The sequence below is a fragment of the Scrofimicrobium canadense genome, from assembly GCF_009696615.1.
In the GTDB taxonomy this organism is placed as follows: Bacteria; Actinomycetota; Actinomycetes; order Actinomycetales; family Actinomycetaceae; genus Scrofimicrobium; species Scrofimicrobium canadense.
On the sequence record NZ_VULO01000001.1, the window covers coordinates 200,332 to 220,234 of the forward strand.

22 protein-coding genes are annotated in these 19,903 nt (G+C 52.9%); 15 read left to right on the forward strand and 7 right to left on the reverse strand.

Annotated features, from left to right (window positions below):
* Nucleotides 1-5 precede the first annotated feature (5 nt).
* The 4 genes from FYJ24_RS01010 to manA are packed head-to-tail and all read left to right on the forward strand — an operon-like array spanning nt 6 to nt 3,698.
* Complete coding sequence (locus FYJ24_RS01010; protein WP_206192416.1) at nt 6-1,082, forward strand: glycoside hydrolase family 130 protein; 1,077 nt, start codon at nt 6-8, stop codon at nt 1,080-1,082.
* On the forward strand, nt 1,075-2,109 hold the full coding sequence (locus FYJ24_RS01015) for a phosphohexomutase domain-containing protein (protein WP_225871890.1): 1,035 nt from the start codon (nt 1,075-1,077) through the stop codon (nt 2,107-2,109). Before FYJ24_RS01010 ends, FYJ24_RS01015 begins: the two co-directional genes overlap by 8 nt.
* On the forward strand, nt 2,072-2,509 hold the full coding sequence (locus FYJ24_RS12775) for a phosphohexomutase domain-containing protein (RefSeq protein WP_263970205.1): 438 nt from the start codon (nt 2,072-2,074) through the stop codon (nt 2,507-2,509). The genes FYJ24_RS01015 and FYJ24_RS12775 overlap by 38 nt, the downstream gene beginning before the upstream one ends.
* Before the next feature lie 4 nt (nt 2,510-2,513).
* On the forward strand, nt 2,514-3,698 hold the full coding sequence (manA, locus tag FYJ24_RS01020; RefSeq protein ID WP_154542721.1) for a mannose-6-phosphate isomerase, class I: 1,185 nt from the start codon (nt 2,514-2,516) through the stop codon (nt 3,696-3,698).
* A 51-nt stretch (nt 3,699-3,749) separates the two neighbouring features.
* Here manA and FYJ24_RS01025 read toward each other — a convergent pair whose 3' ends face one another.
* Nucleotides 3,750-4,043, reverse strand: a complete 294-nt coding sequence (locus FYJ24_RS01025) for a DUF1540 domain-containing protein (protein WP_154542723.1) — start codon at nt 4,041-4,043, stop codon at nt 3,750-3,752.
* Between the two features lie 273 nt (nt 4,044-4,316).
* On the opposite strand from FYJ24_RS01025, the gene FYJ24_RS01030 reads away from it, so the two are divergent.
* Both FYJ24_RS01030 and FYJ24_RS01035 read left to right on the forward strand, forming a co-directional pair.
* Nucleotides 4,317-5,552, forward strand: a complete 1,236-nt coding sequence (locus FYJ24_RS01030; RefSeq protein ID WP_154542725.1) for a DUF4032 domain-containing protein — start codon at nt 4,317-4,319, stop codon at nt 5,550-5,552.
* Nucleotides 5,553-5,565: 13 nt separating this feature from the next.
* Nucleotides 5,566-6,294 carry a glycerophosphodiester phosphodiesterase family protein gene (locus FYJ24_RS01035; protein ID WP_154542727.1) on the forward strand — a complete coding sequence of 243 codons (729 nt, stop codon included), beginning with the start codon at nt 5,566-5,568 and terminating at the stop codon, nt 6,292-6,294.
* On the opposite strand, the gene FYJ24_RS01040 is transcribed toward FYJ24_RS01035, so the two are convergent.
* On the reverse strand, nt 6,251-6,937 hold the full coding sequence (locus FYJ24_RS01040) for a uracil-DNA glycosylase (RefSeq protein WP_318656413.1): 687 nt from the start codon (nt 6,935-6,937) through the stop codon (nt 6,251-6,253). The genes FYJ24_RS01035 and FYJ24_RS01040 overlap by 44 nt on opposite strands.
* Before the next feature lie 48 nt (nt 6,938-6,985).
* On the opposite strand from FYJ24_RS01040, the gene FYJ24_RS01045 reads away from it, so the two are divergent.
* Both FYJ24_RS01045 and groL read left to right on the forward strand, forming a co-directional pair.
* Complete coding sequence (locus FYJ24_RS01045; protein ID WP_154542729.1) at nt 6,986-7,597, forward strand: LytR C-terminal domain-containing protein; 612 nt, start codon at nt 6,986-6,988, stop codon at nt 7,595-7,597.
* A gap of 193 nt (nt 7,598-7,790) precedes the next feature.
* Entirely contained in the window at nt 7,791-9,413 is a 1,623-nt protein-coding gene (gene groL / locus FYJ24_RS01050) for a chaperonin GroEL (RefSeq protein WP_154542731.1), read from the forward strand.
* Between the two features lie 77 nt (nt 9,414-9,490).
* Here the strand turns inward: groL and FYJ24_RS01055 are convergent, their stop codons facing one another.
* From FYJ24_RS01055 to FYJ24_RS01070, 4 genes are all read right to left on the reverse strand, one after another.
* Nucleotides 9,491-9,778, reverse strand: coding sequence for a WXG100 family type VII secretion target (locus FYJ24_RS01055; protein WP_154542733.1), 288 nt, complete (start codon nt 9,776-9,778; stop codon nt 9,491-9,493).
* Between the two features lie 69 nt (nt 9,779-9,847).
* Nucleotides 9,848-10,633, reverse strand: a complete 786-nt coding sequence (locus tag FYJ24_RS01060; protein WP_154542735.1) for a hypothetical protein — start codon at nt 10,631-10,633, stop codon at nt 9,848-9,850.
* A 63-nt stretch (nt 10,634-10,696) separates the two neighbouring features.
* Entirely contained in the window at nt 10,697-12,151 is a 1,455-nt protein-coding gene (locus tag FYJ24_RS01065; RefSeq protein ID WP_154542737.1) for a sensor histidine kinase, read from the reverse strand.
* 4 nt (nt 12,152-12,155) lie between these two features.
* Entirely contained in the window at nt 12,156-12,857 is a 702-nt protein-coding gene (locus FYJ24_RS01070) for a response regulator transcription factor (protein WP_154542738.1), read from the reverse strand.
* Nucleotides 12,858-12,984: 127 nt separating this feature from the next.
* Between FYJ24_RS01070 and FYJ24_RS01075 the strand changes: the two genes are divergently transcribed.
* From FYJ24_RS01075 to FYJ24_RS01105, 7 genes are read left to right on the forward strand one after another with little or no spacing between them, the layout of a single operon-like run.
* Nucleotides 12,985-13,440, forward strand: a complete 456-nt coding sequence (locus tag FYJ24_RS01075) for a PH domain-containing protein (RefSeq protein WP_206192417.1) — start codon at nt 12,985-12,987, stop codon at nt 13,438-13,440.
* Nucleotides 13,437-14,873 carry a PH domain-containing protein gene (locus FYJ24_RS01080; RefSeq protein WP_154542742.1) on the forward strand — a complete coding sequence of 479 codons (1,437 nt, stop codon included), beginning with the start codon at nt 13,437-13,439 and terminating at the stop codon, nt 14,871-14,873. The genes FYJ24_RS01075 and FYJ24_RS01080 overlap by 4 nt, the downstream gene beginning before the upstream one ends.
* On the forward strand, nt 14,866-15,699 hold the full coding sequence (locus FYJ24_RS01085; RefSeq protein ID WP_154542744.1) for a Rossmann-like and DUF2520 domain-containing protein: 834 nt from the start codon (nt 14,866-14,868) through the stop codon (nt 15,697-15,699). The genes FYJ24_RS01080 and FYJ24_RS01085 overlap by 8 nt, the downstream gene beginning before the upstream one ends.
* Entirely contained in the window at nt 15,674-16,498 is an 825-nt protein-coding gene (panC, locus tag FYJ24_RS01090; RefSeq protein WP_154542746.1) for a pantoate--beta-alanine ligase, read from the forward strand. Before FYJ24_RS01085 ends, panC begins: the two co-directional genes overlap by 26 nt.
* On the forward strand, nt 16,498-16,887 hold the full coding sequence (gene panD, locus FYJ24_RS01095; protein ID WP_154542748.1) for an aspartate 1-decarboxylase: 390 nt from the start codon (nt 16,498-16,500) through the stop codon (nt 16,885-16,887). The genes panC and panD overlap by 1 nt, the downstream gene beginning before the upstream one ends.
* Before the next feature lie 35 nt (nt 16,888-16,922).
* A complete protein-coding gene (gene lysS, locus FYJ24_RS01100) occupies nt 16,923-18,440 on the forward strand; it encodes a lysine--tRNA ligase (RefSeq protein WP_154542750.1) in 1,518 nt (505 codons plus the stop codon).
* On the forward strand, nt 18,437-19,225 hold the full coding sequence (locus FYJ24_RS01105) for an SDR family oxidoreductase (protein WP_154542752.1): 789 nt from the start codon (nt 18,437-18,439) through the stop codon (nt 19,223-19,225). The genes lysS and FYJ24_RS01105 overlap by 4 nt, the downstream gene beginning before the upstream one ends.
* Here the strand turns inward: FYJ24_RS01105 and FYJ24_RS01110 are convergent.
* The gene (locus tag FYJ24_RS01110; protein WP_154542754.1) at nt 19,222-19,857 is read right to left on the reverse strand and encodes a uridine kinase family protein; all 636 of its coding nucleotides are present in this window, start codon (nt 19,855-19,857) and stop codon (nt 19,222-19,224) included. The two genes, FYJ24_RS01105 and FYJ24_RS01110, sit on opposite strands and share 4 nt — an antisense overlap.
* Nucleotides 19,858-19,903: the final 46 nt, after the last annotated feature.

The window sequence follows — 19,903 nt, forward strand, 5'->3', positions numbered from 1 at the left end:
ATTCATTGAACACCACATCAGTCGCAGTTCCCTACTCGTTGAAACGCCTGGGTACTGTCATGGCTCCTCGTCCCGGTGACCCTCTAGAAACTGAGGGAGTGCTAAATCCCGCCGCGTTAGTGGGCGAGGATGGGGAACTATATCTATACCCACGTATGGTTGCCGCGGGAAATGTCTCTCGTGTAGGGAGGTGTCGCGTAACAATTGATGAAGATGGGGCCGCTCATGTCGAGAGACTCGGGGTAGTGATGGAACCCCGCGAGGGGTGGGAACGCGGAAAAAACAATGCTGGAGTTGAAGATCCGCGTATTACGCGCCTAGAAGAGGCTGGGCTGTGGGTGATGACATACATCGCCTTTGGGCCTCTGGGGCCACGCCCAGCTCTTGCTATTTCTTACGATGGTGAGAGCTGGGACCGCTTGGGGCCTCTCCAATTCCAGTATCAACCAGAGTTGAGTCTCGATCCGAATCTTTTCGCTAATAAAGACATAGTCTTTTTCCTAGAAACAGTGATTGCTCCGGACGGCCGTCGAGCCTATCCTGTCCTTCACCGTCCAATGTGGGATTTAGACTGGTTGCGCGAAGGCGAAGGACAACATCTTCCTGCAAATGTGGATGACCCGAGGCCTTCGATCTGGATTGGTTTTGTTGATGCGGAAGCGGCAAAAAACGATGTAGCTGCGCTTACCAGAATCTATGATTCTAGAGTACTTGCCTTCCCTGAAATGCCTTATGAAGCTAACAAAATAGGTGCAGGTCCCGCACCTATTCGTGTACCAGAGGGATGGCTATTGATACATCATGGTGTGACTGGAGTTGAAGCTAAAGGATTTGAACTAGCTCATGGTGCCTGCTACGCCGCTGGAGCTATGTTGCTGGATGACGAAGAACCTTGGAAAGTCATCGGCCGCACATCAGAACCCATCTTGGTGCCAGAAACTGAGGAAGAGCTTTCAGGGACATTAGGAAATGTGGTGTTTCCAACTGCGATTACCAATATTGACGGCCGTAACTACGTATTTTATGGAATGGCTGACTCAAAGATTGGAATGGCGTTATTAGAGAGGGACAACATTGAGTGAACAAGACTATGTATTTCCCGCCTTGCAGATCGCGCGCAGTACCAAAGCCTACGGCATTCGTGGAAGCATACCTGAAGATCTTGGTCCTGAGGCTGTCCGCTATCTTGGAAGAGCTTTTGCGGAAGCTTTGAGTGCAGCTCGGCCACGGGTTGTAGTTGGACGGGACATGCGCGAGTCGGGAGTGGCTCTATCTGAGGCTTTTATTTATGGGATCAGGCAAAGTGAAGCTGAAGTGATTGACATCGGGCTTTGTTCGACCGATGAGTTGTATTTTGCATCCGTGGTATTAGACGCGTGGGGTGTAATGTTTACTGCCAGTCACAATCCAGCCAATTACAATGGAATGAAATTGTGTCGCCCGGGGGCGACGCCTATTAGCGTGGAATCAGGCCTAGGACAGTTGCGTGATGAAGCGATTGCACTTTTCCAGCAACGAGTGCCGGAACTTGAAATTGGTGGCAGCATTGAACGCCGGGATATGTTGTCCGCTTACGGTCAGGCACTTCGTGACAGAGTAGATCTTTCTGGGATACGTCGACTGAAAGTCGTTGTTGATGCGGGTAACGGCATAGCTGGTCTGACCGTTCCTGGCGTACTAGGGAGTGCTGCTGGATTGCCCGCATTGCCACTGGAGATCATCGAAATAAACGGCGAACTTGATGGTACCTTTCCGGCACATGAGGCCAACCCGATTGATCCGAAAAATACTGAAGAGCTACAGCACCGCGTTGTTGCCGAAGGTGCGGACTTGGGACTGGCGTTCGATGGAGACGCAGATCGTTGTTTCGTTATTGATAAACAGGGTCACCGGGTCAGTCCTTCTGCATTAACGACGCTGATTGGTCTGCGTGAGGCCGAGAAATCTGGTGAGGACTATCCACTGGTCCTTCATAACGTCATTACCTCGCGTAGTGTTGCGGAGATTCTTACAGAATTCGGTATTTCGACCCATCGGACGCGGGTTGGACATTTCTTTTATAAAAAAAGAAATGTCCAAGAAAAATGCAGTGTTTGGTGGAGAACATAGTGGGCATTTCTATTTTCGCAGCTTCTATGGTGCAGATACTGGAATGCTAGCCGCGATGCATGTTATTGCGGCGGTAGGGGAGAGCTCATCCCCGCTATCTGAGATAGTTTCCAGTTATGATCCCTATTTCTCCTCGGGTGAGGTCAACGTCACCGTCAAAGATATTGATCTTGTGCTTGAGAAAGCAATTGAGGGATTGAGCGAGTTTTGGGGCACGTCTAATCTTACTGTCGATCGCCTTGACGGTGTGACAATCGACTATTGGGGACAATCGCCGCGTTGGTGGGTTAACTTGCGACCTTCGAATACAGAGCCTGTGTTACGTATCAATATCGAGGCGGAAAATGCCGATATTGTTGATGAAATCGCAGCATTTTTATATGTGATAGTGAAGGGTTAAGACTGTGTATCGATTAGAGAGTCCTCGACGCTGCTATGACTGGGGATCGACCACTCTTCTTCAACAATTCCTCGGGGAGACGATAGACGGCAATCCTTTAGCTGAGGTGTGGATGGGGGCGCATCCTGATGATGCTTCAGTAGCAGTTACCGGAGGTCGACGGATTACGCTATCTCAACTCATCAAAGAATGGCCGCAACAGATGCTAGGGGACAGTGTTCTCAGTAAGTGGGGTCCCCAGTTACCCTTTTTAGCGAAGTTTTTGGCCGCAGCTGAAAAGCTCTCGATTCAAGTTCACCCTACTGTTGAACAGGCAATTGCGGGCTATCTTGCAGAAAAGGAGGCGGGAGTTCCTCATGATGCGCCAGAGCGAACCTACAAAGATCGCTCACATAAACCAGAGATAGTGTATCCGCTCACTTCCTTTGAACTATTGAGTGGCTTACGTGAGCCTGAGCAGTCGGCAAAACTGATTGAATCTCTGTATGTTCCAGAACTCGCTCCCTTAGTGGCGGTGCTTCGCGGTTCTGCACCGCAGTACGCACATCGGGAGGCATTTCGATTTGTTATGGAGCAACGTGATGCGGACGCATCGTGGGTAGAAGCTGTAACAGAAGCTGCGGGAAAACAACGCGGCGCGCGTCCCGAGATGCGTGTCGTGGCTGAATTGGGAGAACAGTTCTCAGGTGACCCTGGGGTTATTGCTCCGCTTCTGATGAACTATGAGCGGTTAGCTCCAGGCCAAGTCGTGTATACAGCGCCTGGCACCTTACATGCATACCTTCGTGGGTTGGCGGTTGAAGTCATGGCTTCTTCTGATAATGTTTTGCGTGCCGCACTGACCTCAAAACATGTTGATAGTAGCGGGGTACTTGCCGTTAGCGATTTTACCCCGGGACTGACTGTCTTCCCTGCGCCGACAGTGCTGTCTCCAGAGGTGCTTGAATATCGTCTTCCTGATACGCAAGACTTCGCTGTCCAAGTTGTGACCTGTCGAGGCGGCACGAGGGTGGAAGCAATATCGACAGGCCCTCGGATTGCTATATGTATCGAGGGGGAAATTACGGCCGAAGCAGACGACCACATCAATATGGAACCCGGCGACGCTATCTTCATCGCAGATGCCGAAGGTGCGTTTTCTTTCAGCGGCAATGGCACCGGGATCGTTGCCTATGTGCCCCTCAGTTAAGACGACTTTCGTGATGGGATGCAGTTGGCGATGCTTTGGGTAAGTCGAATTCTAGCGCGCGCTGAAAGTCAAGCAGTCAGCGGTGCTGGTACCTGTTCCTATCTTGATAGTGGGTGCACCACAGGTGAGAAGTTCATTGTGAGTACAGTCAGCGCGCTGGCATGCACCGACACTTGCCATCATCGTGGGGAGGCCGCCTTTGACCGACAGTGGGATGAAGGTACCGCACGCGGCTTCATTGCCAAAGGCTTCGACGGTGATTGCACCGGCGCGACACCCATCATTGTTATATGAGCAAGCACTAACGGTGCAGTCTGAGATTATTGGAAGATTTTTTAAAGCCATAGTTTTCTCCTTCTGGTTCCATTTCATAATACGTTGTGACCTGCATAGATGTGGTTAGGTTAGGCTTGTCTGTCTGGGGTGTGAGGTCACATGTTTACTGGTCGGACATGAATTCAGTGTGGCGAACTGGCAGAGAATCCCATAACGCCGTTTCCTTGATTTACGTACCGTACTCATTACACAAAATGTGACACTTGCGACGAAATAGAAAGACTGCTGGAGGCGCAGAAATATCTCCGCGGATTCTTGAGGGAAGCATGAGAGAATATACGTATGCCGAATTCTCTGCAGATCACGACTGCTAACGTTGACCCGGCGCTACTCGATCTGCCCTGGGAAGTCCCGTTAGAGGAATGGCCAGAAGATATATTGGCTGCTCTTCCACGTGGTATTTCACGGCACATCGTGCGGTTTGTCAACCTTTCTGGACGCGTCATTGCGGTAAAGGAAATTGGTGAAACAGTTGCACATCACGAATATGAACTGTTGAGAGACCTTTCGCGACTATCCGCGCCCTCGGTGCAACCCACAGCTGTGATCACGGGGCGTACTGATAAGAATGGAGAAGAGCTCAACGGGGTGCTGGTAACGGAACACTTGACATTTTCCTTGCCATATCGAGCTCTATTTCGCCAGAACATGAGTCCTGAGACAGCAACGCGATTGATTGATGCGCTTGCGGTACTTCTAGTCCGCCTGCACCTTTTGGGGTTCTATTGGGGCGATGTCTCTTTGTCCAATACACTCTTTCGGCGCGACGCCGGGGCCTTTTCTGCATATTTGGTTGATGCTGAGACCGGAGAGCTTCATGCGAAGCTTACTGATGGACAGAGGGCATACGATGTCGATTTAGCTCGTGTGAATATCATTGGTGAATTGATGGATTTACAGGCTGGCGGCTACATGGGAGAAGACGCTGACGTTATCGAAATCGGCAACCGCATTGTGGAGCGTTACAACCTTCTGTGGGATGAGCTGACAGCCCCTCAGCTTATCGAGGGAGGCAAAAAGTGGAAGGTTGCAGAACGTATCGAGAGGCTCAATGCTCTCGGTTTTTCTGTGGGGGAGCTGACCATGAACGCAGAGGGCACTGACCTGTTGATACAACCTAAGGTGGTGGATGCGGGGCATTATCATCGGCAGATTATGCGGCTCACTGGAATGGACGTGGGAGAGGCGCAGGCTCGGAGAATGCTTGACGATTTAGAAACCTATCGTACCCTCAAGGGACTCAAAGACCAGCCGATCGAGGTTACTGCGCATCAGTGGATGCAAAATGTATTCCAACCGGCTATTGATGCGATTCCTCCTGAACTCATGAAGAAACTCGAGCCGGCCCAAGTGTTCCATGAGATCTTGGATCATCGATGGTTTTTGGCGAAGGAACGACAGGCGGATGTACCTCGTAAAGAAGCAGTTCAGTCGTATATCGATAACGTTCTGAAGGAAAAACAGGATGAGGCCGTATTCCTAGACCTGGATCCATTAGACGATCTCTCGGAAGAATAGGAGAAGTTTCAGGATGGAGATTATTGCTCATAGGGGAGTCTCGTCGTTAGCCCCAGAAAACACCATGGCGGCATTCGTAAAGTGTCTCGATTTGGGTGTGCAGTGGTTTGAATTTGATGTGCAGCTACTGGGAGATGCTTCTCTCGTTGTAATGCATGATGACACTGCGGACCGGACAACAAACGGTACGGGACAACTGCAGGATATGAGTTTTGACGAGGCGAGGCGTCTCGATGCTGGGCTATGGTTTGGGCCCGAATATCGCTTTGAGAGGATTCCTGAGCTCACCACCGTCGTGGACCTGCTCAATACAACTGCGCTGTGTGCAAATCTTGAGGTTAAATACACTCAGAATCCCCAGTTACGAGACTCACTAGTCGAAGCGGTATCGAGGATCGCTTCAGGAGTTAAGGATCAGAGCAAACTGCTAATCTCCAGTTTTGATCCGACAGTTCTCAGTCGCATGCAGGACTTCGCAACGGCCTTCTTAGTGGAAGCTCGTACGGTGCGAGCAGATTTTCATGGAGTAGTGCAACGCGCGCTTGATTTAGGGTGTGTAGCCATTCATCCCGAAGAGGATTCGGTTGGACCTGCCCAGGTCCAGGCGTGGCACGATGCAGGGCTAAAAGTGAATGTATGGACTGTCAATGACAAAGCGAGGGCGCAAGAGTTCTATGATATGGGGGTTGATGGTCTCATCACTGATCGTCCCCAGGACTTTCTGTCGCTAGACACCAATTGATCGGAGTTGCCCCTTGAGCAATGAGATGCTCATTGGCTCGTGAGAATGGGCGCGAGCCAAAGAAACCTCGATGAGCTGACAGCGGTGAAGGGTGTGGTGACGAAATAATCGGCGTTTCACCGAGAAGTGGTGCAGCAGTGCCTGCGTCTTTACCCCATAAGATGGCAACCAGTGGCCGATTCCTGGCTGTCAAGGCTTCAATGGCGCATTCTGTTACGCGTTCCCAGCCGCGTCCTCGGTGAGACGCGGGGGCTCCGGGACGCACAGTAAGGACCCTGTTGAGTAAGCACACTCCCTGCTGTGCCCACTTAGTGAGATCCCCCGATGTGTGGGGAGGGCAACCAATATCTGCAGCGAGCTCCTGATAGATATTCCTCAAAGAAGCAGGGATCTCTACGCCTGGTCGAACTGAAAAGGAAAGCCCCATCGCGTGTCCGGGAGTGGGATAAGGATCTTGCCCAACGATGAGCACTTTTACCTCATCAAATGGGTACGTAAATGCTTTGAGTATGTCGTTTCCTGGTGGAAGAAAGGTTCTTTCAGCTCGCAGCATATCGCCAAGAGCTCGAATATCCGCTTCCACAGGAAGAAGGGCTTTAGCCCATCCGGAATCAATGATCTGGTCTAAAGGAGTACGCGCCACACTGGGATTCTACGTGGAAACCTGCTTGAGTGACGGTATTGTGATCACGTGAGCTCTCAGTATCCAACGGATGAATTTGATAATCCGCCGTCAGACGGTCCTGTCGGCGTGCACCGTAAGCCTGCCTCTCCCTGGCGACCAGTGATTCCTTTCTTGGTGATCCTGTTAGTTGTCCCATTGTTGGCGTGGGGGTTTTCGGAGTTCCTCATGTGGGGGTCTAAGGACAAACCGGCAGTATCTGCGCCTCAAAGTCAGCAGTCGGCTGCACCAACGCCTTCACAACCGGAGCAACAGCAGTCTTCAACGACTCCTGTACCAGACCCTTTGCCAACAGAGCCAGAACAGCAAACTTCACCGGAGCAGCCAACACCAAGTGATGGTGATGTTAATCCTGCTGCCACGATTGAGGTTCTCAATGTTGCTGGAGTCGATGGCTGGGCTGGGCAAGTAGTTTCACAGTTGGCAGAAAATGGTTTCAATCAATCCACTGCTGGCAACCTGGATTGGTCCCCCACTGAGGGCAACTCGATTCGTTACCAAAGCGCTGAAGATGAACCAACCGCCAAGAAAATTGGCGAAATACTGGGGATTTCCGATATTGCCTTGGATCCCGAGTCTTCGAACACTCACGCGGTAACAGTCTTCCTAGTCGTTCCTTAACGATAGAAGTTTTATTCTCTTCTCCTCTTGCACTCTCGGGCAGAGAGTGCCAAACTTGTTCTTAGCACTCTCCCCTAGGGAGTGACAAAGACCGGGCAACAGGTGAGGGTTTTTGCTGGGTGGGTAAGGAACATTCAGTGAGAATCCGTCCGTCGCGGGCACTTGGAGCCATACTCAGAAATGGGATTTGTAGATGAGCAAGATTATTTCGTATGACGAAGAAGCGCGTCGTGGGATGGAAGAGGGCCTCAACAAGTTGGCCGACACCGTCAAGGTGACTCTTGGGCCCCGTGGTCGCAATGTCGTTTTAGATAAGAAGTGGGGCGCCCCCACGATTACCAAGGACGGCGTCTCTGTCGCTAAGGAAATCGAGCTAGACGATCCGATCGAGCGCATTGGTGCAGAGCTGGTGAAAGAGGTTGCCAAGCGCACTGACGACGTAGCTGGTGACGGTACCACAACCGCCACGGTACTGGCTCAGGCACTGGTTAAGGAGGGGCTGCGTAACGTCGCTGCAGGCTCAAACCCCATTGCCATTAAGCGCGGTATTGACAAAGCTGTAGATGCAATTGTTGATGGTTTACATAAGATCGCTGTGCCTGTGGAGACCACAGACCAGATTGCTTCGACTGCATCGATTTCAGCGAACGACCCAGAAATCGGCAAGCTCATTGCGAAAGCATTTGAAGCTGTAGGGTCTGAGGGCGTCGTCACAGTTGAAGAGACAAACTCGTTCGACACCACTTTGGAAACCACCGAAGGTATGCGTTTCGACAAGGGCTACCTTTCTGCATACTTTGTGACAGATGCTGAACGCCAGGAAGCAGTTCTTGAAGATCCTTACATCCTCTTGGTGGAATCGAAGATTTCTTCGATCAAGGACCTGCTGCCTCTGCTAGAAAAGGTCATGCAAGCTGGCAAGCCCATGCTTGTGGTGGCAGAAGATGTTGAGGGTGAAGCGTTGGCAACGCTGGTTGTCAATAAGATTCGTGGAATCTTCAAATCTGTTGCGGTCAAGGCTCCAGGATTTGGGGATCGCCGCAAGGCGATGTTGCAGGACATGGCAATCCTTACCGGCGCTCAGGTCATTTCAGAAACTGTTGGACTGACCCTTGAGAACGCTGACATGGATGTTCTGGGCCGTGCCCGCAAGGTGGTTGTTACTAAAGATGAAACCACTATTGTCGACGGCGCTGGTGACAAGGAAGCCTTGGACGCTCGTGTCAAGCAAATTCGAACCGAGATCGAGAATACCGATTCGGATTACGACCGTGAGAAGCTGCAGGAACGCCTCGCTAAACTTGCTGGTGGCGTAGCTATCATCAAGTCTGGTGCAGCGACTGAAGTTGAGCTCAAAGAGCGCAAGCACCGTATCGAAGATGCAATTCGCAACGCGCGCGCCGCATCTGAGGAAGGTATCGTTGCTGGTGGGGGCGTAGCCCTACTTCAGGTAGCTAAGAATGCTCTCGACTCACTCGATGCTTCCGGTGACGAAGCAATTGGCGTGAATATCGTCAAGGTTGCAATTGAATCACCTATCAAGCAGATTGCTCACAACGCTGGAATCAACGGTGGCGTTGTAGTCGATCGCGTTGCGAACCTTCCTGAGGGCCACGGCTTCAACGCGGCTACGGGTGAGTACGGCGACCTGTTAGCTGAAGGGATTGCTGATCCTGTGAAAGTAACGCGTTCCGCACTGCAGAACGCAGCATCGATTGCCGGGATGTTCTTGACAACAGAAGCTGTTGTTGCGGATAAGCCAGAGCCACCGGCTCCAGCTGGTCCCGGAGCTGACGACATGGGTGGAATGTACTAAACCCGCCGGAGTAACAGCTGAGGGGTGCCGTCACCGTTTGACGCGTAATGCGAAGAACGGTGACGGCATTCTTGGTTTTAACCAAATAGGGATGTAGCACTCTGTTCAGCTTCTGCATACGTATGAGAGGCTTGCTGGAGATGAGCGCTGATGAGACTGAGGGACTCATCGACCTGTGCCTGAGTAACTCTCCACTGCTCAAGGACTGACTGGAAAGACTGCGCAGCCGCTCCACTCCACGATGCCTCTAGCCCTTGTAGAAATGACATCATCTGGGCGACTTCGGCACGAATACTTGCAGCAGAACGATCTGCCGTTGTGGCAGCCAATGCTACCTGCTGGGAATCTACATGGAATACGGACATTGTTCCTCACATCTGTTTTCCCCTGGAAAAAACAGGCTATAAGGAAAAGAATGAGAGACGAAACCACCATTAATTGTTCTGTGGAGAAGTACCCTTTGAGCGCTTGTGGGCAAAGAGATCTGCGATGTCCTCTAAGGACGAGGTATCGTCAAGAGCTCTCTCGGTGGTGAGCTCTGGGGGAGTAACTGGCTTGTGAGACTCGCCGGCGTCCTGCGCAATCCTGATTTTCTTTTGGGTCGAACGTCGAATGACGATTGGGCCTTTAGCGACCGTATCGGAGGTTTCCGTTCGAAAGTCTCCGTCTTTACACGAGGTCTCGATCCGTGCCAGTTCACCCTCGAGATTCTCCCGCAAGGCGCTTTCCCATTTGGCGGCGAAAGGGGTGCGAAGGATACGAGGCCGAGAGAGGACCCGCTGGAGGAAAAGACTCCGCCTGCGTTGGAAAGCTACATCGGTGACCTCACTGAACTGCTGACGAAGAGCGGTGAGGAACTTCCGATATGCCTGTGGGGAGAGCGCCTGGGCGGCGAGGTAGGCATCAGCAACGAGTTGCGCCTCCAAGTCATTACCCGGAACACATGCGTCTTCACTGTGTTGTCCAAGATCGCGAATACGCTGAGAGGTAGAAGCATCCAAACCAGTCGAGCTGTCCGGGTAGGTGCCACGGTAGGCCGCTCCCAACCTCAACACGGCGGGTTCTGGGCTGGGGCCGTCAATCTCGTCGAGGCGTTCTAAAACTAAGCAGAGGTAACGTGGATTGAGTGCGGCGCCGTCCCAGAGTGCGATGATTCGCTGCGCTTCGTCTCGCAGCGCAGCATCAGGCGCAGTTGCTCCCGCACTTCTCAGCGATCTCACTAGTGCGCCTTCAAGCCACGCCGGCGCTTCTACCTTGCCCTCCACGGTAGCTATCGTAGCCCCTTATATGAGGGGGAGTTGCAGTCGGACGGTCAGGCCTCCTTTGCGCGTGTCGGAAAGTTTCACAGTTCCGTTGTGCGCTTCGACAATTCCGGCCACAATGGACAAGCCGAGTCCAGAGCCACCAAGACTGCGAGCACGCGAACGATCAGTCCGATAAAAGCGCTCGAAAACAAGGTCTTGTTCTGCAGCATCGATGCCAGGGCCATGGTCACGGAAGACGAGGACAGCCCATCCGTTTTCTTCACCTACAAGGATCTCTACAGGAGATGATGCAGGAGTATAGCGAGCTATGTTCCCCAGTAGATTCACTGCCACTTGCGTGAGTTGGTCTCGGTCTGCTTGGACGAAGACCTGCTGAGGTGGCTTGCGTGAGCCAAGCCCTTGTACCTTGACCGGGCGGGTGGGATCGAGAGCTTCCAGGTCTGACGCCGCTTCTTTTGCGAGGCGCACTAAATCCACCTCGGTGAGAGTCAGCGGGCGTTTTTCGTCTAGACGCGCCAAAACCAAAAGGTCTTCGACGAGGTTTCCCATGCGGGTTGATTCTGATTCGATGCGCTCCATCACGTCTCCAATCCGCTCCGGTGGGACACCTCCCATGCGATAGAGCTCTCCATAACCGCGAATTGCGGCAAGGGGGGTACGCAGTTCATGGGATGCATCGGAGACAAACCTTCGAACCTTTTGCTCTGATTCATCTCTAGCCGTGAACGAGCGTTCAATCTGAGCAAGCATTCCGTTAAGAGATTCGGCCAGAGAGCCTACCTCCGTGCCCGGTTCGGCAGGAGGAATACGTTTAGAAAGGTCACCAGCGGCAATTTTTTCAGCAACCGACTCTATTTGGCGTAGTGGACGCAGAGAACGACTAACCAGATAGTAGCCTAATAGTCCTCCGGCAAAGACGATGACGGTGCTGGTGAAAAGAAACCAGATAGAAGCATTGAGGACTGTCGCATTTGTTCCGACCAGCGGTAACCCTACAATTACGGCCCCTACAATTTCTTCAGTATTGTCCACTACGGGGACGGCGACCACCCGCCAGGTTGCACCGGGTTTGCTCGATAGCACGGTGACAGGTGCGGTAGTGCCAGATGAAGTTAGCGGCAAATTCTCATGAGAAAGTCCCTCTACCAGTGGCTTTCCAGCTCGTCGCTCGGTTTCAGGAGAAATAATAAAATACGACTGTTTATCGAAGATATCGCTACGCACATAATAGTCAGTGGGATAGCGAAAAGTTCGATCCAGCGCCTCGCCAGCAAGAGCTTCATTTGTAAGCCGCCCCGCTGAGGAGACTAATTGTTCATCAACTTGTTGCAGTAGCTGCCGTTGCAGAGCAGAAAGCAGCACGGTGCCAGTCGTTGCTAAAGCAACTGTGAGGATAAAAACGATGAGTAGCACCATGCGGCGTGCGAGGGGTGCAGTATTCCACGCAGCGCGCAGCCCTTGCACTGGGGCCATGGACTCAGCTCTCATCTCGCATGATGTAGCCAACGCCTCGCTTAGTATGTATGAGGTTTGGCAAATTGTTCACAGCAAGTTTTTTCCTTAGATATGAGATGTATGACTCGACGATTGCCGCTTCCCCGTCCCAGTCGTACTCCCACACATGATCAAGGATCTGCATCTTTGAAACAACGCGACCAGCATTGAGCATGAGGTATCGCAGCAATTTGAACTCGGTGGGAGAGAGGTCAATGTCTTCTCCTGCTCGGCGCACTTCATGTGCATCCTCATCCAGCTCAATATCTCCCACTCTTAGGATGGCGTCATCGCCCGCTTCTCCTTTGGTTCGCCGTAGCACTGCGCGAATGCGTGCGACCACTTCTTCAAGGCCAAAGGGTTTTGTGACATAGTCGTCGCCTCCAACCGTGAGCCCTTGGATTTTGTCACGCATGTCATCGCGCGCGGTGAGAAACAGGACTGGTATCCGCAATCCAGAGTCACGCATTCTCCGGGTGACGGTGAAGCCATCCATGTCGGGCAGCATCACGTCGAGTACTACCAGATCTGGCTTGAAATCCCGAGCTTGGTGGTAGGCAGACGCGCCGTCTGCGGCAACTTCGACCTCGAAACCTGCGAAACGCAGCGAGGACGCTAGGAGATCTCTGATATTTGGCTCATCATCGACGACAAGGAGTCGTGCTTCTACATCGTTGGTCACCATGTGAGCAGTATCGCAGAATTATCTGAGAGTTACCTGAGAAAAATCTGGGGGTGTAGTCGGCTGCCACAGGCTTGATCTTTGGCGTGAGATAATGGTGTTTATGCTTGACCCAACCAGACCAGAAGGTGTGAAACTTGAGAGTGTATCGTCAAAACTGGTGAATGCACGAATGGTCGTAACCTCCATAACTTTGGGTGTACCTGCGTTAGCAGGGATCGTCCTCGTATTCACAGTTTCGCCCTGGTTCTGGTTTCTAGCAGGAAGCGTCCTGCTCATTTTTGCATGGTTGCTCTGGTTGATCCCTCGGCAAGTTCGCAACATCGGCTATGCGACAGAAGACTCGGACTTTGTGGTGAGAAGAGGCGCACTCTTTCGTCGTCTCAATGTGATCCCCTACGGCCGAATCCAATTTGTTGATGTATCCGAGGGGCCACTTCTTCGTGCATTCGGACTGGCCACTTTGCAGTTACATACTGCTTCTGCGGGCACCGATGCTACAGTCCCTGGGCTCACTGTCGAACAGGCAAATGTGCTACGTAAACGCCTAGTCGAGCGCGGAGCGGGACAGCTTTCGGGACTATGAGCGAAGAACCTCAGCTAGTTGACGCGGGCGTACCTCCCCAGGCATGGCGTGCAGTAAATCCACTTTCTCCAATTCTCAACGTCGGGGCTGCTCTCGTAGTAATTTTGGCGGCTGTGCTGTGGCATAACGTTGATACCTGGCGCCAGGCAATCGAAGAGGGCTGGATTGACCGCATTGGGCTCCACACACTTTTCCTCATTATTGCCGCAGCAATCTTTGCTATTGCGATCATCGGGGGACTCTATTCGTGGCTTGCTTGGCGCAAGATGCGGTTTGCTGTGACCAACGAGGCGGTGTGGTACCGAGCGGGTATTCTCTTTCGTCACCAGCGCCACGCGCGCTTAGAACGAATCCAATCGGTGGATGTTGCGCAACCTTTCATTCCAAGGCTCTTAGGCCTCGGAAAGATCACAGTAGGTGTAGCAGGCAGTGGCGATCTATCTTTTGGATACCTGCGTCTCGTAGAACTCCAAGAGCTGCGTGCTGAAATTATGGCTCTTGCGGCAGGGGTAGAAGCTAAGGAAGAAGCGCCAGAGCAGATCCTCTACCGGGTCTCCACCCCGCGCCTCGTCCAAGGAATGCTCACAAAGATTGGCACGATCATTTCATTGGCAATACTTGTCGCGATCACAGCGGGAGCTATCGTCGCGATATTCGTCCTCCATGTTCAGACTCTATGGGCATTAGTTACATTACTGCCAGCCGCTTTGGCCTTTGGTACCCCTGTTTTTTCCGAGCTGTCCGGCATGTATGGTTTTACGGCAGCAGTGTCTCCCGACGGGATTCGGGTCCGCCGCGGCCTATTCAACACGCGCTCACAGACGGTCCCACCACGGAGAATTCACGCCGTTCGGATTGCCCAACCTTTTTTCTGGCGTCCTTTTGGGTGGTACTCGGTGAGAATCACCCAGGCTGCCTCGGGTGAACAAGCCGAAGATGTGCTCTTGCCTGTGGGAACACGTGAAGAAGCTCTATTGGCATTATGGCTTGTTATTCCAGATGTAGGTGTGGATAATCCCGTTGAGCTGCTATCCGACGCTTTGGAAGGAAAAGGACCTTCTACCTGGTTCACCCGCAACACTCCACAATCACGGTGGCTTGACCCTCTGGTGTGGCGCAGACGCGGGGTTGCATGTACCCGTACGGCTCTGATCGTGCGAAATGGCAGAATAACACGGTCAGCCACTTTCGTCCCTTATGCCCGAATACAGTCCTTGACCATCAAGAGCGGTCCTGTGCAGCGACAGCTGAGCCTGGCAACTCTCAGTGCCCATTTGGTTCCTGGAATTATCTTTGCCAATGTTAAGAACCTACCTGACCATGTGGCCGCAGGATTACTGCCATCGATTACTGCCGAGTCGCGTGTTTCCCGTGAATCTGAACCACCAGAACGGTGGATGATGCGTGCTCAAGAGGCGATCAACAATGCCTAGCTTGCCCCCTATACGCATAGGCGTGATTGGAATGGGCCGGGTAGGTCCCGTAGTTGCCGCAGCATTGAGGAGTGGAGGCCACGATGTTGTTGCGGTGTCTGCACGCACAGAGGCTTCTGCAGAACGGGCTTCGTTGCTGCTCCCTGGCGTTCCGCAACTCAGTCAGCAAGAGGTGGTCGACTCCGCCGAAGTGGTCTTCTTGGCCGTACCAGATCGCGTAGTTGAGCCACTGGCAGATTCTTTGAACTGGCGTCCCGGACAGATCGCCATTCACCTATCTGGTGCGCTTGGGCTCGATGTCCTTGAATCGGCTGCATTGTCGGGAGCAATTGTCGCCTCAATTCACCCGGCGATGACTTTCCAGGGACTCAGCCTGGACGCGACACGTCTTACCAATGCGCCAATGGCAGTGACGGCGCCTCCTTTAGCGCTTCCACTTGTGGAGGTACTGGCGGCAGAGATAGGCGGCCAGCCCTTCGTTCTTGATGACTCCCTCAAGCCCCGATACCACGCGGCGCTCACCCACGCCGCAAACCATCTGGTGACAGTTGTTTCACAGGCACGGGACCTTCTTTCTGATGTTGGTGTTGACGACCCGGGTTCCGTTTTGAAACCGTTGACAGAAGCTGCCCTCCATGGGGCATTAGAGTCGGGTATGGCTGCTCTCACTGGACCCGTGGAACGAGGGGATAACGACACAGTTGCACGCCACATGGTGGCCCTCAATGGTACTCGTGTGGCAGATACCTATCGATGGCTCAGTCGGACAACAAAGGAAGAACTCGACACGTGGAGAGCAGATGAGACAACCACTTCTGATCACTGATCCGAAAGACTTACCAAAGGGAGACGTAGCTTTAGTACCGACTATGGGCGCGCTCCATGAAGGGCACCTATCACTGGTGCGTGAGGCACGGCGCCATGCCTCACATGTTGTGGTCTCTATCTTTGTCAACCCCACACAGTTTGCGCCCGGTGAGGACTACGAGCAGTATCCACGTACCCTGGAAGCAGATGTTGAAAAGCTGAGCCAAGTGGGTGCTGATGTGGTGTTTGCGCCCAGTGCGCGGACTATGTATCCGTCGAAAACTCAGGTGACAATTGATCCAGGGCCACTGGCAGAAATTCTTGAAGGGGCCAGTAGACCCACACATTTTGCTGGTGTCTGCCAAATTGTAGCCAAACTTTTTAACATGGTGCGGCCCACAGTGGCAGTTTTTGGACAGAAAGACGCCCAACAATTGGCAATAATCCGACATATGGTTACGGACCTCAGCTATCCAATTGAGATTATTTGTGCCCCCATCGTTCGCGAAGAAAATGGATTAGCGCTTTCTAGTCGCAACACCTATCTCAACCAAGACGAGCGTGCACAAGCAGTGATGCTGTCTCGGGCACTCTTTGAGGGAGCTAAAAGCGACACTCCTGCGCAACAGGTGGCGATTACCTCGCAAATCTTGCAGGAAGCTGGAATCGAACCAGAGTATGTCGAGGTCGTCACTACTGATGGTTTCGATGTCCTCAGTGAAGAATCGAAGCCAGTAATGCAGGATGTCACATTGCTAGTCGCGGCCCGTATCGGTTCTACTAGACTGATCGACAACGTGACTATCAGGAGGCAGTGATGGATTATCCAACCTATCGCACCATGGCGGTAGGAAAGATACATCGGGCAACGGTTACGGATGCGGACATTAATTATGTCGGTTCCATCACTGTTGATGCAGACTTGCTCCGTGAGGCAGACATTTATCCGGGACAAGAAGTGCAAGTTGTAGATGTCACTAACGGGGCGCGACTGACCACATACACGATAGAAGGACCAGCCGGGTCTGGGGAAATTAAACTCAACGGCGCTGCAGCTCATCTGGTACATCCAGGTGACCTCGTTATCATCATGGCCTACGCCGCGATGCCCGAAGAAAAAGCGCGGGTCTATACACCAAAGGTCGTCCACGTCGATGCCAATAACCGGCCAATAAGTCTGGGCATAGCCCTGGATGAATCATCGTAAGAGTAGGTGTCGCATCCAGACGATAGGATAGAGGCATGACTGACTCTATTGATCCTGCACTAGATGACGCCCCCGAACAGCTCCGTGTACGTGCGGAAAAGCGCCGTCGTCTCCTCGAATCAGGTATTGATCCCTATCCGGTGCAACTTCCCATCACCTCCACTATTGAGGAAGTTCGCGATAAATATGGGAATCTGGAAGCTGGCGAAGAAACGCAGGACATTGTCGGTGTAGCTGGGCGAGTGGTGCTCGCCAGAAACGCGGGGAAGCTATGCTTTGCCACGTTACAAGATGGAGCAGGTCGACGTCTCCAGGTGATGCTCTCTGCTCGTGAAGTCGGGGAAGAATCGCTTACTCGCTACAAGGCAGACGTAGACCTGGGCGACCATCTCTTTGTTTCTGGCAGAGTCATATCCTCGAAACGGGGAGAGCTTTCGATCATGGCTAACACCTGGGCGCTGGCTTCCAAGGCCTTGCGCCCCATGCCAAAGACTTACGTCGCTGAAGACGGGACCGAGATCGGTTTAGCTGAGGACACTCGTGTACGTAGGCGCTACCTCGACATGATCGTGAGACCAGCTGCGCGGGAAATGGTGCGTGTTCGCGCGGCAGTCGTTCGATCTCTTCGTGAGTACTTTCATGAGGCAGACTTTGTAGAGATTGAGACTCCCATGCTGCAGGTCCTTCATGGGGGTGCTGCGGCAAGGCCCTTCTCTACGCATATGAATGCCTACGATACTGAACTTTTTCTCCGCATCGCTCCAGAGTTGTTTCTCAAGAGAGCCGTCGTTGGTGGGGTAGAGCGAGTATTCGAGATCAACAGGAACTTCAGGAATGAGGGTGCAGACTCTTCACACTCGCCTGAGTTCACTATGCTCGAAGCCTACGAGGCCTACGGTACCTATGACACCATGGCTCAGCGAACACGCGAGATGATTCAAAAGGCAGCCCGCGACGTATTTGGAACCGAAATCGTGACTCTCTCTGACGGAACTGAATACGACTTGTCGGGGGAATGGACATCAATTTCGCTGTATTCTGCTATATCAGAGGCTGTTGGTAAAGAAGTCACTGCCCAGACTCCTCGGGAAGAACTCGTCGCATTGCTTGATGAAGAAGTTCCAGATCATTACGGTCCCGGCAAAGTCGCTGAAGTCCTCTTTGAGAAAACAGTGGGCGACAAACTCTACGCCCCCACTTTTGTGAGGGACTTTCCAGAGGACTCCTCACCTCTTACCCGCGCGCATCGCAGCCAACCTGGCGTCGTTGAAAAGTGGGATCTCTATGTGAGAGGCTTTGAATTGGCGACAGCCTATTCCGAGCTGGTGGATCCTGTGGTGCAGAGAACTCGTTTTGAAGAACAGGCTCTTGTTGCCGCAGCAGGAGATGCCGAAGCGATGGTCCTTGATGAGGACTTCCTTGAGGCTATGGAGTATGGAATGCCGCCAGCAGGTGGCATGGGAATGGGACTTGATCGCCTCCTCATGGCTCTCACCGGCGAGGGCATCAGGGAGACAATTACATTCCCCTTAGTGAAACGATTGGACTCATGAATCTAGATATTGAAGGTCGCGTCGCGTTTGTCTGCGCGTCAACTACCGGCTTAGGCCTAGCTTCAGCTAAGGCACTTGCGGCCGAGGGCGTCGCTATAGCTGTTACTGGCAGGCGCGGTGATGTCGCTGAGGAACAGGCTGCAAGCATCGCTTCGGAATTTGGCGTTGCCTCTTTAGGGATTGGTGTGGATCTCCTGGATGCGCAATCACGGCAAGAGGCTCTTGAAACGGCAGAAAAGACTTTGGGACCCATCGACATTCTTGTCCTCAATGGTCCGGGCCCTCGCCCAGGAGGAGCGCTGAGCGTTGGCGTTGGTGAGGCCACAGAAGCTGCGCTTAGCCTGATTGAGCCACACGTAGATTTGGTCTCGCGGGTTCTTCCCGGCATGCGCTCGCGCGGGTGGGGAAGGATCGTGGCTGTTGGTGCTTACAGCATGGACTCCGCCTCTACGTGGCTGGCATTGTCTGCCATCGGTCGGGCTGGTCTGGCTCGCTACTTGCAGGCGTTGGCCAAAGAAGTTGCCGCAGAGGGAGTAACCGTAAATATTGTGCAACCCGGCATTATTGCCACAGCCCGCATTGACGCTTTGGACGCTGCAGAGGCTGCTACAAGTGGGGGAACTCCAGCGCAGGCACGAGCAAGACGCGAGGCGTCAATGCCGATGGGACGGTTGGGAAAGCCGGAAGAATTTGCATCAGCAGTAGCTTTCTTTGCGTCAGAACCCGCCCGCTACATCACGGGACAATCTTTGATGGTTGATGGAGGGTTGTACGCGGCGGATTAGCGGTTGAGTTCCCGGATGAGTGAGGCCGCGGCATCCAACGATTTGACAGGCTGACAGCCCGCGCCAATCCAAGCGCGGACTTGTGAGGGCTCTGCTGCGGCGAGGCGTGCACCTCGAAAGAGCAGCACCGGCACGGGTTTACGTGATTCTGAAAGGTCTCGCAGCAATCGGAAATATGCGTTGCGTAGAGGGCTTCGCGCTACGCATATAGCGGCTGCCAACAGTTGACGTTGGCGTAGCGGTTCGATGAGGGAAGACGCAAAAATTCCCTCGGCAATAAATAACTTATTATCACCCAAACTCAGGGGGGCTGTTCCGGTGCGCCGATTGCTGGGGATGTCATAGATGGGGATTTCGGCGGTGCCCTCAGTGCAGAGTTCACTGAGGGTTTCCAGCGCTCCTTGTCGATCCCACGAATTGACATCGTCCCAATCGATCAGGTCTCCGCGCATCGGCATGCCGGGTGCATCATCATTGCGGTAGAAGCTATCGAGCGCCACAGACGGTAGTCCTGTGCGTTTAGACAAGGATGTTTTTCCCGATCCCGATGGTCCAGTGAGAAGAATGACGCGTGCGCGAGGCCGATATGAGCCTTCTGGTAGTTCAAAGAGCTCAGATTGTACGCCAGACATGGTTATCAGTGTCTCACATATGGGATGAAGGATTTTTCATGATCGG